The organism is Curtobacterium sp. MCBA15_013 (genome assembly GCF_001865095.1).
Taxonomy (GTDB): Bacteria; Actinomycetota; Actinomycetes; order Actinomycetales; family Microbacteriaceae; genus Curtobacterium.
Genome location: NZ_MJGQ01000015.1, coordinates 275,045 through 287,399 on the forward strand (window position 1 = coordinate 275,045; position 12,355 = coordinate 287,399).

The 12,355-nt window shown below is 73.5% G+C and carries 13 protein-coding genes; 4 read left to right on the forward strand and 9 right to left on the reverse strand.

Features of this window, described 5'->3' with window-relative positions; translation table 11 throughout:
- Positions 1-46: 46 nt before the first annotated feature.
- The 4 genes from pheA to BIV01_RS10810 are packed head-to-tail and all read right to left on the reverse strand — an operon-like array spanning position 47 to position 3,500.
- Positions 47-1,003: a prephenate dehydratase gene (gene pheA / locus BIV01_RS10795; protein WP_071296051.1), complete on the reverse strand. Its 957-nt coding sequence runs from the start codon at positions 1,001-1,003 to the stop codon at positions 47-49.
- 52 nt (positions 1,004-1,055) lie between these two features.
- Positions 1,056-1,601, reverse strand: coding sequence for a MarR family winged helix-turn-helix transcriptional regulator (locus tag BIV01_RS10800; RefSeq protein WP_070418120.1), 546 nt, complete (start codon positions 1,599-1,601; stop codon positions 1,056-1,058).
- A gap of 28 nt (positions 1,602-1,629) precedes the next feature.
- The gene (locus BIV01_RS10805; RefSeq protein WP_071302811.1) at positions 1,630-2,067 is read right to left on the reverse strand and encodes a hypothetical protein; all 438 of its coding nucleotides are present in this window, start codon (positions 2,065-2,067) and stop codon (positions 1,630-1,632) included.
- On the reverse strand, positions 2,064-3,500 hold the full coding sequence (locus BIV01_RS10810; RefSeq protein WP_071302901.1) for a molybdopterin-dependent oxidoreductase: 1,437 nt from the start codon (positions 3,498-3,500) through the stop codon (positions 2,064-2,066). Before BIV01_RS10810 ends, BIV01_RS10805 begins: the two co-directional genes overlap by 4 nt.
- 54 nt (positions 3,501-3,554) lie before the next feature.
- Here BIV01_RS10810 and BIV01_RS10815 point away from each other — a divergent pair, with 54 nt between their 5' ends.
- The 3 genes from BIV01_RS10815 to BIV01_RS10825 are packed head-to-tail and all read left to right on the forward strand — an operon-like array spanning position 3,555 to position 6,291.
- Entirely contained in the window at positions 3,555-5,000 is a 1,446-nt protein-coding gene (locus BIV01_RS10815; protein WP_083413960.1) for a glycosyltransferase family 87 protein, read from the forward strand.
- Between the two features lie 5 nt (positions 5,001-5,005).
- A complete protein-coding gene (moaA, locus tag BIV01_RS10820) occupies positions 5,006-6,049 on the forward strand; it encodes a GTP 3',8-cyclase MoaA (protein ID WP_071302813.1) in 1,044 nt (347 codons plus the stop codon).
- Entirely contained in the window at positions 6,046-6,291 is a 246-nt protein-coding gene (locus BIV01_RS10825; protein ID WP_070418116.1) for a MoaD/ThiS family protein, read from the forward strand. The genes moaA and BIV01_RS10825 overlap by 4 nt, the downstream gene beginning before the upstream one ends.
- A 59-nt stretch (positions 6,292-6,350) precedes the next feature.
- Here BIV01_RS10825 and BIV01_RS10830 read toward each other — a convergent pair whose 3' ends face one another.
- The 5 genes from BIV01_RS10830 to BIV01_RS10850 are packed head-to-tail and all read right to left on the reverse strand — an operon-like array spanning position 6,351 to position 10,574.
- Positions 6,351-7,397, reverse strand: a complete 1,047-nt coding sequence (locus tag BIV01_RS10830; protein WP_071302814.1) for an ABC transporter ATP-binding protein — start codon at positions 7,395-7,397, stop codon at positions 6,351-6,353.
- Positions 7,394-8,218 (reverse strand): ABC transporter permease, encoded by an 825-nt coding sequence (locus BIV01_RS10835; RefSeq protein WP_071302815.1) that lies wholly within the window; start codon positions 8,216-8,218, stop codon positions 7,394-7,396. The genes BIV01_RS10830 and BIV01_RS10835 overlap by 4 nt, the downstream gene beginning before the upstream one ends.
- A gap of 3 nt (positions 8,219-8,221) precedes the next feature.
- Positions 8,222-9,073 carry a molybdate ABC transporter substrate-binding protein gene (gene modA / locus BIV01_RS10840; RefSeq protein ID WP_071302816.1) on the reverse strand — a complete coding sequence of 284 codons (852 nt, stop codon included), beginning with the start codon at positions 9,071-9,073 and terminating at the stop codon, positions 8,222-8,224.
- Positions 9,070-10,167: a ThiF family adenylyltransferase gene (locus tag BIV01_RS10845; protein WP_071302817.1), complete on the reverse strand. Its 1,098-nt coding sequence runs from the start codon at positions 10,165-10,167 to the stop codon at positions 9,070-9,072. The genes modA and BIV01_RS10845 overlap by 4 nt, the downstream gene beginning before the upstream one ends.
- Positions 10,164-10,574 carry a TOBE domain-containing protein gene (locus tag BIV01_RS10850; protein ID WP_071302818.1) on the reverse strand — a complete coding sequence of 137 codons (411 nt, stop codon included), beginning with the start codon at positions 10,572-10,574 and terminating at the stop codon, positions 10,164-10,166. Before BIV01_RS10850 ends, BIV01_RS10845 begins: the two co-directional genes overlap by 4 nt.
- Positions 10,575-10,666: 92 nt before the next feature.
- On the opposite strand from BIV01_RS10850, the gene BIV01_RS10855 reads away from it, so the two are divergent.
- Positions 10,667-12,340, forward strand: a complete 1,674-nt coding sequence (locus BIV01_RS10855) for a glycosyltransferase family 39 protein (RefSeq protein ID WP_071302819.1) — start codon at positions 10,667-10,669, stop codon at positions 12,338-12,340.
- Positions 12,341-12,355: the final 15 nt, after the last annotated feature.

Consider the following 12,355-nt stretch of genomic DNA (forward strand, 5'->3'; position numbering starts at 1 on the left):
GCGCAGCGCAGCGCGCAGCGCGCGGCGGGCAGCGGGCGCGCAGCGCTCAGCGCGCCTCGGGCTCGCCCGACACGATCGCGCGCAGCCAGTCGCGCGCCTCGACGAACGCGACGTCCGAGTAGCGCGCGGGCACCTCGGGCCGGACCCCGTCGGCCCGCGGGTACGACCCGAGGAACGTCACGCGCGGGCTGAACCGCCGCAGGCCGAGCAGTGCGTCCGCTACGCGCTCGTCCCGCACGTGCCCGTCGAGGTCGATGACGAACCGGTACCGCCCGAGCTCGTCGCCGATCGGCCGCGAGGACAGCAACCCCATGTTGATGCCCCGCGTCGCGAACTGCTCGAGCATGTCGACCAGGGCGCCGGGGTGGTCGGCGGGCAGTTCGACGATGACGCTGGTCTTGTCGGCCCCGGTCGGCTCGGGCAGCGCGAGGGTCTTCGACACGAGCACGAACCGGGTGACCGCCGAGGCGTTGTCCCCGATCGACGAGGCCAGGACCTCGAGCGCGTAGTGGTCGGTGATCCCCGGGGGTGCGACGGCAGCGTCGGCGGTGGGGTGCTCGTCGAGCAGGGCTGCTGCGGCCGCCACGTTCGAGGACGCCGGGATGTGCCCGTGGCCGCGGACGTTCGCCTCGAGCCAGTTGTGTGTCTGGGCGTAGGCCACGGGGTGGGCGTTCACGGTGCGGACGTCGGCGAGCGCGGTGCCGGGGCGGGCGACGAGCACGAAGTCGACGGGGACGAGGTACTCCCCCACGATGCGCACGCCGGGGATCCGGGCGAGGGCGTCCTGCGTCGCGCTGACCCCGCCGTCGACGCTGTTCTCGATGGCGATGACGGCACCGATCGACCGGCCGCTGACGACGTCGTCGAGGGCCTCGCCGACGTTGTTCACGCTCCGCCAGGGCTTGCCGGCCGCGGCGTCCACGAGCTTGAGCGCAGCCTCGGTGAAGGTCCCTGCGGGTCCGAGGTAGGAGTACGTGTCGGACGGCGCGGCGGACTCGGTCATGCGGCGAGCCTATTGCAACGCCCACGGCCCGCAGACGTGCGTGACGGTGGCGTCAGTCGGTGGCCGTGCCGGTCAGCCGGGCCTCGCAGATGGCGGGCTCGTCGTCGTCGCGCGGGTAGGTCAGGGCGGCGAACCGTCCCTCGGGATCGAGCCGGCTGAGGAGGGCCGCTGCGATGCCGTCGAGCTGCCCGACCTGCTCGTCGCTCAGCGCGTCGATCACCACACGACGGGCGGTCCGGACGTGGTCGGGCGCCGCGTCGACGATGGTCGCGTAGCCGGCGTCGGTCAGCCGGACGTCGGTCGCGCGCCGGTCGTCGGTCGAGGGACAGCGCGCCACGAGGCCGCGCTTCTCGAGCCGGGACACCACGTGGGACAGCCGCGGCAGCGAGGCGTTCGTCGCCGAGGCGAGCGCCGACATCCGGAGCGTCCGGGAGTCGGTCTCGGAGAGCATCGCGATGACCATGTAGTCGAAGTGCGTCAGGTCGGCGTCGCGCTGGAGCTGCTGGTCGAGCGCGGCCGGCAGGAGCTCCATGACCGCGACGAGCTTCATCCACGCGCGCAGCTGGTCGCGGGTGAGCCACGGGGTGTCGTCGGTCATGCGTCGAGTCTACCGAAAGGTTGTCGGTTCAACCAGTACTCGCTCGAACGTGTGCCGGACGACGTGCGGCGACCACGAGCACCACCACGACGACGAGCAGCAGGACCCCCTCGACGAGGAGCAACCGCGCGCCGTAGTCGAACGGCAGCACCGTCGGGTTCTTCTGCCCGTGCGCCTTGGCCGCGATCTCCGGCAGGACCACGAGCGCGAGGACGCTCCCGAGCACGACGACCGCCTGCACGACGACGAGCGCCCAGCCACGCAGCGTCCGCCCGGTCCGGCGGAGCAGGAGCCCCACTCCGACGACGAACGGCGACAGGATCGCGTCGTGCAGGATCACGGCCCCGAGGAGCCAGGTCGCCAGCCCCCAGATCCGGTTCGGTCGGACCGTCGTCACGAGGACGTACGCCCCGAACGCGATGACGAGCACCCCGACCACGACGAGCACGATGCGTGCGGCCCTCATGCGATCACCTCGATCTTCTCGATCCACTTGGTCTGCAGCACACCGGGTCGTCCGGGAGCGATGATCCGCGCCGGGAACCCGTGGTCGAGGTCGAGCCTCGCGCCGTTCAGCTCGAGCGCGACGAGCGTCGTCGGGTCCTCGGCGTACTCGGGGCCCATGTCCATGATGCGGTAGCCGCCGTGCCGCTCGAGGCTCGTCACCCGCACGTGCGACCCCGGCGCCGCCTGCACGGCGCCGAGCAGGTCGCGCATGCGCACGCCCTTCCAGGTCGCCATCTGGCTCCAGCCCTCGACGCAGGAGATCGGGAGCTCGGCCTCGGCGGTGCCGAGCGCGACGAGCTCGGCTCGCGAGAAGGTGCGGACCACGTCGTGCCCGACGACGGTCAGGGACCAATCGGCGGCGGTGGCGGTGGCCAGCACACCGGCGGCACGGGCCGTGCGGTTGACCGGCAGGTCGTTCGGCCCGCGGTGCCGCTGTCGGGCACCGAACACGTTGAACGGCTCGGCGAGCGTGCTCGACTGTCCGGCGGTCAACGCCACGACACCGACCGTCGCGGCGGTCACACCGGCGAAGAACCCGCGTCGGGCGATCCGCTCACGTCGACCGTCGGTCGCCTCCGGTGTGGCCCTGGAGGCGCGGCTCGCCTCCGCCGCACCGGCCTGCGGCACACCGACACTCGGCTCTGCGGACGCCGCTCGGGTCGCGGACGCCGAGTCCGGTCCGCCGGGACGAGTCTCGGCAGCGTCGGCCGGGACGGCCGGGACGGCCGGCTCGGCCGGCACGCCGTCGACCCAGCGGAGCACGCGGCCGGTGATGCCGCGGGGGTAGGACGCGACCGCCTGCGGTGCCGGAGCCGACGTGGCGGGGTCGACCCGTGCCTCCTGGGACGGCGAGAGCAGCTCGCTCCCCGCGGCCGGGTCGACCACGAACCGGCCGTGCTCGTCGTACGAGTCCCGCTTCCGCCAGTACCGGGTGATCAGCCGGAGCTTCACGCCGATGTGCAGCACGAGCGACCCGATGAGCACGTACGCGAGCGCGTTGTGGACCTGCTTGAACGGGAACGGCCACGGGTACCACTGGTACGTGTTGAGCAGGCCCGTCGTCACCTGCACGATCGCCGACGCCACGAACACCGCGATGGACAGCCGCTCGAGCAGGTGCAGCGGCCCACGCACCGGCGGGGTCTGCGCGAGTGCCGGCATGACCGTGTTGAGCTTCGCGAGCAGCAGCGGGATGATCGCGATCCCCGCGGTGATGTGCACGCCCTGCGTGAACTGGTAGAGCTGCGCGGGACGGGTCGGGAACCGCATCCACGGCAGCGGCTGCTGCAGGAAGTAGCTGTAGACGCCGGTCGCGAAGCAGACCAGGAACGCCACCCCGAGCAACCGCCCCAGGACGACCGCCGTCCGCGCGTTCCGGTTCGGCGACGCCATCGCGGATCGTGCATCCAGGAGCAGCCCGCGGACCATGGATAGCCTCGTCGCACCATGAGTGAACGACTTCGCCCCGGCCGACTCCTGCCGACCGTGCTGGCCGTGGTCGGCGTGCTCGCTCTGTCGGGCGTCAACGCCTTCGGCGTCACGCATCTGGGGTTCCTCCGGTCCGGTCATCGTTCCCCATTCGTTGCGTGGACCCTGATCGCTTGGACGGTGTTCGCGCTCGCGGTGCTCGCGCTGCGGTTCGTCCCCGCGAAGTGGATGACGTGGCTCGTGGTCGGCGGTGGCCTGGTGGTCGGGCTCGCCGCCATCGCCGGGCCGCCGAACACCAGTACCGACTCTGCTCGCTACGCCTGGGACGGCATCGTGCAGCACGCCGGGATCTCGCCGTACGCGCACACGCCGCAGTCGACCGCGTTGTCCGGTCTGCGCCCCGACTGGCTCTTCCCCGACAAGGTCGACGGCACGTGCAAGCCCCTCGAGCCCCGGTTCCGCGGCCTCGGCGACGGCGCGGACGGGCACTGCGTCGCGATCAACCGCCCGGACGTCGTGACGATCTACCCGCCGATGGCCCAGCTCTGGTTCGCGGCGGTGCGGGCGTTCGTGCCGGCCACCGCGCAGTACATGCCGTTCCAGGTCGCGGGGCTGCTCCTGTCGCTCGGCGTCACCCTGGGCCTGGTCGTCGTGCTCCGCAAGCTCGGACGACCGACGTGGTGGGCCGCACTGTGGGCGTGGTCCCCGCTCGTCGCGTCCGAAGCCGTCACCAACTCGCACGTCGATGCCCTCGGCGCGGCCCTGGCCACCGCCGGCGCCGTGCTCGTCGCCTTCGGCCGCCCGATCTGGGGCGGGATCGCCCTCGGCGCCGCGACCGCGACGAAGCTCATCCCCGCGATCGTGTACCCGCCACTGCTCGGTCGGTGGCGGAACTGGTGGGCGATCCCGGTCGGCATCGCGGTGTTCGGGCTGCTCTACGTGCCGTACGTGCTGACGACGGGCCTCGACGTCCTCGGCTACCTGCCCGGGTACCTGTCGGAAGAGGGCTACGAGGACGGCTCCCGGTTCGCCCTGGTCTCACTCGTCTTCCACGGCGACGCGGCGACGCTCGTGGTCGGACTGCTCGTCCTGCTGGCGGCGTTCGTGGCGTGGCGGCTGTCCGACCCCGCGCGGCCGTGGTCCGGCGAGGTCCTCCTCATCGGCGTGACGTTCCTCGCGGTGAGCCCGCGCTACCCCTGGTACGCGCTGCTCCTCATCCCCTTCGTGGTGCTCTCCGGCCGCTGGGAGTGGCTGTCGATCGGGCTCGCCATCGCCCTGCGCGGCGTCTGGCCGTCGGCGGACGCGTACCGCTGGTGGCTCGCCGCCGCGGTCGCCGTCGTCATCGTCGTCACGCTGGTGCGCACCCGGCGGTCCGACTGGGAGCGCTGGGGGCGCCGGCTCGCCTTCCGGGAACGAGCGCTCGCGATGTCATCAGGTGGAGGACCCGCCGACCCCGTACGCTGACGCACATGGCACCCGCGACCATGCTCGGCTCGACCGGCGGCCTGCTCGACCGGTTCGGGCGGCGCGCGGTCGACCTGCGCGTGTCGCTCACCGAGCGCTGCAACCTGCGCTGCACCTACTGCATGCCGGCGGCCGGGCTGCCGTTCGCCCCCGACGACGCACTCATGACCGCGGCCGAGATCGAGCGGCTCGTCCGGCTCGCGACCGACCGCTTCGGCGTGCGCAAGGTCCGCTTCACCGGCGGTGAGCCGATGCTCCGCCACGACCTCGTCGACGTGATCGCCCGGTGCGCCGCGCTCCCCGACGCCCCGGAGCTGTCGCTCACCACGAACGCGATCGGGCTCGCCCACCGCGCAGCCGCCCTGTACGACGCCGGCCTCCGACGCGTGAACGTGTCACTCGACACCGTCGACCCGGACGTCTTCACCACCGTCACCCGGCGCCCGTTCCTCGACAAGGTCATCGCCGGGCTCGAGGCCGCCCGGGCAGCGGGGCTCGCGATCAAGGTCAACGCGGTGCTGCTGCGGGGCGTGAACGACCACCTGGCGCCGGACCTCATGCGGTGGTGCCTCGACCGCGGCTACGAGCTCCGGTTCATCGAGCAGATGCCGCTCGACCCCGACCACGCCTGGGACCGCACGTCGATGGTGACCGCGGCCGAGACCCGGGCGATGCTGTCCGAGTCCTTCGCCCTGGTGCCGGACGAGGCGCCCCGTGACGGCGCGCCGGCCGAGCGCTTCCGGGTGCTCGCACGGACGGCCGACGGCGGCGTCGGTGCGGAGCTCGGCACGATCGGCATCATCGCGAGCATCACCGAGTCGTTCTGCGCCGACTGCACCCGCACCCGTCTGACGGCCGACGGCAACGTCCGCAGCTGCCTCTTCTCGGACGACGAGACCGACGTGCTCGGCCCGATGCGCCAGGGTGCCTCCGACGACGAGGTCGCCGAGCTCTGGCGCCTGGCGATGTGGGCGAAGCCCCGCGACCACGGCGACGACAGCGACGACCTGGTGCACCCCACCCGGGGCATGAGCGCGATCGGCGGATGACGGTGACGACGATCCGGTTCTTCGCCGCGGCCCGGGCAGCGGTGGGCGTGGACGACGTCGCGGTGCAGGCAGCGACGCTCGACGAGGCCCTGCGGTCGGTGACCGCGGACGACCCCGATCGGTGGCGGGCACTGCAGGAGCGCTGCTCGTACCTCGTCGACGGGGTGACCACGCGCGATCGGGCGACCGGGCTCGACGGCGTGGCGGTCGTCGACGTCATGCCGCCCTTCGCCGGCGGCTGAGCCCGGCGGCTGAGCCCGGCAGCCGAGTCCGGCAGCTGAGCCCCGCGGCCGTGTCCGGCTCAGTCCGGCGTGGGTCCGTCCGGCCGGTAGACCGTCAGTTCGTCCGCCGGGACCGCGATCCGCACGGCGTCCCCCGGCGCGAGCCCCAGCGCCGCAGCCACCGCGACCGTGACGTCCGCCACGAGGTCGCCGGCCCGCACCCGGACGAGCCCGTCCCGCGGTTCGAGTCCGGTCACCCGGCGCTCCGGCCCGGCACCGTCACGCGTCACGACGGCGGCCGTCGGGTGGTAGACGGCGAGGGCGGACGAGCCAGGAGGCGCGGTGCCGGTCGACGACGCGAGCGCGCCCCCGTCGTCGAGGGCGATCCCACCCCGGGTGGCGGTGCCGCGCAGGAGCGTCAGGCCCGAGAAGGACGCCGCGAACGCGCTGGTCGGACGCCCGAGGACGACGGCGGTCGGCCCCTGCTCGGCGACCCGGCCGCCCTCGAGCACGACGATGCGGTCCGCGAGGGTGACGGCCTCGAGCGGGTCGTGCGTGACGAGGACCGTCGGTCGACCGGTCCGGGCGGTCCCGAGGGCGGAGCGGACCTCGGCCCGGGCGTCGACGTCGAGCGCCGAGGTGGGCTCGTCGAGCAGCAGGAGCGCCGGCTCGGTGGCGAGGGCCCGTGCGATCGCCACGCGCTGGGCCTGCCCTCCCGAGAGCGTCCCCGGTGCGCGGTCCGCCAGACCGGCCACGCCGACGGCGGCGAGGGCCGCGTCGGAGCGGAGCCGCGCCTCCTGGCCCCCGAAACCGGCCGCGCGCGGTCCGTAGCCGACGTTGCGGGCGACCGACAGGTGGGGGAAGAGGTCCGCGCGCTGGGCGACGAGCCCGACCCCGCGTCGGTGCGCTCGGACGCCGGTGAGGTCGCGGTCGCCGAGCAGGACCGATCCGGACCGGATGCGCAGCAGTCCGGCGAGGGCCTCGACGACCGTGGACTTGCCCGCGCCGTTCGGCCCGACCAGCGCGACGCACTCGTCCGGTGCGACGTCGAGGTGGACGTCGACGCCGCGGTCGGGGACGACGACGTGGGCGCGGAGGCCGCTGTGCGCCGGACGCTCGCGGCTCATGCGAGTGCCGTCCGGGTGCGGAGCGCGGAGGCGCCGATGACCACGAGCGCGATGACGACCAGCACGAGCGCCAGCGCGACCGCGGTGTCCGGGTCGATCTCGCGCTGCAGGTAGATCTCGAGGGGCAGCGTCCGGGTGACCCCCTGCAGGCTGCCGGCGAACGTGAGGGTCGCGCCGAACTCCCCGAGGGCACGGGCGAAGCAGAGGACGAGGCCGGCCAGGATGCCCGGGAGCACCCGCGGTGTCGTCACCGTCAGGAACGTCCGGGTCGGGGACGCGCCGAGCGTCGCGGCGACCCGCTCGAACCGGTCACCGCCGACGCGCAGCGCACCCTCGATCGAGGACACCAGGAACGGCATCGCGACGAAGGTCTGCGCGATCACGACCGCGGTCGTGGTGAAGGCGATCCGGAGGCCGTGGTCGTCGAGCCACGCCCCGACGACGCCGAGCCGACCGAACGCCGCGAGCAGGGCCAGTCCCCCGACGACCGGCGGCAGCACGAGCGGCAACAGGACCAGGGCGCGTGCGGCCCCGATCCACCGCGACGTGGACCGGGCGAACAGGACGGCGAGCGGGTAGCCGAGCACGAAGGCGATGCCCGTCGCGGCGGCAGCGGTCCCGAGGCTCAGTCCGAGGGCGGTGAGCGACGCGGGCGACGTGACGAGTGCGCCGAACGACCCCCAGTCGACGCGGCCGACCATCGCCAGGACCGGGACCACCACGAACAGGCCGCCGAGGACCGCCGGGACCGGCAGCCACCACGGCACCGGGGTGCGGACGGACGGGCTCGCCCGGGGTGTTCGGTCAGTGTGGTCGGGCACGGGTCAGGGCGCTCCGAAGCCGGCGTCGGCGAGCACCTTCTGGCCGGCGTCGGAACGCACGTACGCCGTGAACGCCGCCGCGAGGTCGGGGTTCGACGCGTCCTTCAGGACACCGATCGGGTAGGTGTTGACGGCCTTCGACGCCGCGTCGAACCGGACGCCGTCGACCTTGCCGCCGGCACCCTCGACGTCGGTGACGTAGACGAGTCCCGCGTCCGCCTGGCCGGACTCGACCTTGCCGAGGACGTCGGTCACCGACTGCTCCTCGCTGACCGGCTGCAGGTCGACGCCGGTGGCCTGCTCGACCTTCGCGGTCGCGGCACCGCACGGCACCGGGGTGGCGCAGGTGACGAGCTGCACGTCCGAGGCGGTCAGGTCGTCGAGGTCCTTGATCCCCTTCGGGTTGCCGGGAGCCACGGCGATCTCGAGGACGTTCGTGGCGAAGTCCCGCGGCGAACCGGCGGCGATGTCGGTCTTCACGAGCTTGTCCATGTTCGCCTCGTCGGCGGACGCGAAGACGTCGGCGGGGGCGCCGTTCTGGATCTGCGTGACGAGGTCGCTCGAGCCGGCGAACGAGAAGGTGATCGTGGTCCCCGGGTGGGCGGCCTCGTACTGCTCGCCGAGCGTCGTGAACGTCTTCTGGAGCGACGCCGCGGCGAAGACGGTGATCTTCCCGGTCGGGGCCCCGGCCGTGCTGCTCGCGCTGATGCTCGGGGCGGTCGTGTCCGTCGTGCCGGCCGTGCCAGCCGTGCCGGCCGTGCTAGCCGTGTCGGCCGTGCTGCAGCCGGCGAGGCCGACGGCGACGAGGGCGGTCGCGGCGATCAGGAGGGCGGCGTTCCGCACGTGCGTCGTCATCGCTCGATCGTATCCGCATCTGCGGTCGCCGTGGGCCGGATCGTCGGCAGGCCCTCCCTGTCCCAGGCCTGGATCCCACCGTCGAGGACCGTCGCGTCACGACCTGCGGCACGGGCTGCGCGTGCCCAGGCGGTCGCGCGGACGCCACTGGCGCACACCACGACGACGGGTCGGTCGTCGTCTGCGGCGAGGTCGTCCGGCGGGATGCTGCCGGGGACGATCCCGGTGGCGCGTTCGGCCGGGGTGCGGACGTCGACGAGGACGGGTCCGCCGCTGCCGCCGGTGGTCCGGTCGAGTCGGGCGGCGAGTGCCGCCGGGGCGATCCGGGGCGGGGCCTCGTCCACCGAGGGGACCGGACGCCGGGAGTGCGGGCCACGTCGCAGCGTGCTCTCGGTCCAGCGCCACCGCCGGGCGTCGACCGTGAGCACCCTGCCGGTCAACGGCTCCCCGATGCCGGCGACGAGCGCGGTCACCTGGGCCGCCATCACCGAGCCGACGGCGCCGCACAGCGCGGGCAGCACGCCGTCGAGCGCGCAGGACCCCTCGTCCGGCAGGGCGTCCGGGTGCAGGTCGTGGAAGTCGATCGGCTCCGACCCGGCGTCGTGGAACACGGACACCTGCCCGTCGGTGCCGAGGACCGTGCCCCACACGAACGGGACTCCGGCCGTGGAGCAGGCGTCCGAGATCGCCCGTGTGACCTCGACGCTGTCCGCGGCGTCGACGACCACGTCGTGGCCCGCGACGTGGTCGGCGTGGAACGGCTCGGCGAGTGCGACGACCTCGAGCTCCGGGTCGACGCCCCGCACCCGCTCGGCCGCGCACTCGGCCTTGGGTCGGCCGACGTCCGCCGCGGCGAAGAGCGTCTGCCGTGCCAGGTTGGACGTGTCGACGACGTCGTGGTCGACGATGGTGACGCGGCGGAGTCCCGACCCGGCCAGGTACGTGAGCACGGGCGCGCCGAGGCCACCGGCACCGACGACGAGGACGCTCGCCTCGGACAGCGCCCGGACGGCCCGGTCCCCCGCGCCCTGGAGCGCCGCGGTCCGGGACAGCAACCGACGGCGGTCGTCGCTCGTCTGCCGGTCGTCGGTCATGCGTCGGTCGGTTCCGCCGGCACCTCGACCGACACCATCGTCGCCTTGACCGATGCGACGGCGACCGTCCCGACCTCGAGCCCGAGGTCGCGGACGGCCTCGGCGCTCATGAGCGACACGACCCGGTGCGGGCCGCTCTGCAGCTCCACCTGCGCCATCACGCCGTCGACCACGAGGTCGGTGACGATCCCGACGAACCGGTTGCGCGCCGAGCTCTTCGTCCCCGACGGGTCGTCGAGCTGCCCGCCGGTGCCGCGGATGTGCGCCGCGAGTTCCCGCGCGTCCACGACGGTCCGTCCGGAGGGGTCCGTCCCCCGCGTGAAGGTCCCGGCGTCGACCATCCGCCGGACGGTGTCGTCGCTGACGCCGAGGTACCGCGCGGCGTCGCGGATGCGGAGCTTCGTCATGGTCCTCCGCACGATACCGGTATGTGGAACTCTCAGTCTGGGCTGCGGGGACGCCGGGCACCTGCCCAGCCGCCGCGGATACCGTCCTCACCGTGACTGCACCACGGACCGGCACCATCAGCATCCCCCGAACGTCGGGGATCGCGCCGGTCCGTGCCCGCTCCCGCTCCTGGTTCCGCGGCCTCGTGTCGAGCATCGGCACCGCCGTCGTCCGTACGCCCGAGTTGACGGTCGGCGCGTTCGGCGTGATCGTCTGCGCCGCCTTCGCCTGGGTCCCGTCGCTCTGGTACGACGAGGCCGCGACGGTCACGAGCGCCCAGCGGACCTGGCCGCAGCTCTGGGCCGAGCTGCACAGCGTCGACGCCGTGCACGGGCTCTACTACTCGCTGATGCACGTCTGGTTCTGGCTCGTCGGGTACACGCCGTTCACGCTGCGGTTCCCGAGCGCCCTGGCCATCGGCGTGGCGGCGGGGCTCCTCGTCGCGCTCGGGCGCCGGCTCGGCGGACTTCGACTCGGCATCACCGCCGGGCTCGTGTTCCTCGCGCTGCCCCGCGTGCAGTGGGCCGGGTCCGAAGGTCGGCCGTACGCCACGATCACGACCCTGGCCGTCTGCCTCACCCTCGTCGGCCTGACCGCGGTCCGCCGCACCCGGACGGGTCGCAGCCTGCACTGGTGGGCGGCCTACGGAGCACTCGCACTCGTCTCGGTGACGTTCAACGTCTACCTCTCGCTCGCGGTCGTCGCGCACGCCGTGACCCTGCTGTGGACGCTCGTCGCCCGCCGCGCGGCCGTCCGTCGCGCCACGGTGTCCCGCCGCGGCCACGACCTGGGTCCGGCGCTCGTCACCCGCGGGGTCCTGGTCCGCTGGGCCGTCGCAGCCGCCTTCGCCGCCGTGGCCGTCTCGCCGCTCGTCGTCGAGGTCGCCTCGCAGTCGAAGCAGGTCGCGTGGATCGCCGGCATCGGCGAACGCACGGGTGTGCAGGTGTTCGCCACGGCGTGGTTCGGCGGCGTCGACGTGTACGCCGCGGGTGCGTGGGCGCTCATGCTCGTCGGCACGGTGTTCGCCCTCGTCGAGGCACACCGGCGCTCCGCCACGGTCCGGTCGCTCGTCCGCGCGCAGGCGGTCCGCGTCGCCGTGCCGCTCGTCGTCATCCCGACGGCCGCGCTCGTGCTCGCCACGGCGATGGGGAAGCACCTGTACTCCCCGAAGTACGCCACGCTCAGCCTGCCGTTCGTCGCACTGCTCATCGCCCTCGCCCTGACCCTGGTCCGGCCGAAGGCACTGCTCGCCGCCGCCGTGGCCGCCGTCCTCGTGCTGTCGGTGCCGACGGCCATCGCCGTGAAGGAGCCGCTCGCGAAGCAGGACTCGACCTGGGCCCGTGCCGCCTCGATCATCGCCGCCGAGCGGAGCACCAACCGCGCCGACGCCGACGAGGGTGTCGTGTTCGGCAGCGTCTACGGGCACCCCGGCACCACCGCCGACGTCATCCGCGTCTCCTACCCGTCGGCGTTCGCGGGCATGACGGACCTCGGCGTGCGCAAGGTCGGAGCCGAGTCCGGCGTCCTGTGGAACCAGACCGGGGACCTCGAGACGACGATCCCGAGCCGCCTGGGCGACATCGACACGGTCTGGTTCGTCGGCGGGACGGTGAAGGCGCGCAACATCGAGCCGGAGACCGCCGCGGTGCTCGCGGAGCACGGCTTCACGGCGAAGGAGCACTGGAAGACCGGCACGGTCGTCATCACGGAGTTCGTCCGGAACTGACCGGCCGACGGGGCT

Excerpts from the sequence above, each read along its gene's own strand:
- pheA (WP_071296051.1), bottom strand. The coding sequence starts at position 1,003 with ATGACCGAGTCCGCCGCGCCGTCCGACACGTACTCCTACCTCGGACCC.
- BIV01_RS10800 (WP_070418120.1), bottom strand. The coding sequence starts at position 1,601 with ATGACCGACGACACCCCGTGGCTCACCCGCGACCAGCTGCGCGCGTGG.
- BIV01_RS10805 (WP_071302811.1), bottom strand. The coding sequence starts at position 2,067 with ATGAGGGCCGCACGCATCGTGCTCGTCGTGGTCGGGGTGCTCGTCATC.
- BIV01_RS10810 (WP_071302901.1), bottom strand. The coding sequence starts at position 3,500 with ATGGCGTCGCCGAACCGGAACGCGCGGACGGCGGTCGTCCTGGGGCGG.
- BIV01_RS10815 (WP_083413960.1), top strand. The coding sequence starts at position 3,555 with ATGAGTGAACGACTTCGCCCCGGCCGACTCCTGCCGACCGTGCTGGCC.
- moaA (WP_071302813.1), top strand. The coding sequence starts at position 5,006 with ATGGCACCCGCGACCATGCTCGGCTCGACCGGCGGCCTGCTCGACCGG.
- BIV01_RS10825 (WP_070418116.1), top strand. The coding sequence starts at position 6,046 with ATGACGGTGACGACGATCCGGTTCTTCGCCGCGGCCCGGGCAGCGGTG.
- BIV01_RS10830 (WP_071302814.1), bottom strand. The coding sequence starts at position 7,397 with ATGAGCCGCGAGCGTCCGGCGCACAGCGGCCTCCGCGCCCACGTCGTC.
- modA (WP_071302816.1), bottom strand. The coding sequence starts at position 9,073 with ATGACGACGCACGTGCGGAACGCCGCCCTCCTGATCGCCGCGACCGCC.
- BIV01_RS10845 (WP_071302817.1), bottom strand. The coding sequence starts at position 10,167 with ATGACCGACGACCGGCAGACGAGCGACGACCGCCGTCGGTTGCTGTCC.
- BIV01_RS10850 (WP_071302818.1), bottom strand. The coding sequence starts at position 10,574 with ATGACGAAGCTCCGCATCCGCGACGCCGCGCGGTACCTCGGCGTCAGC.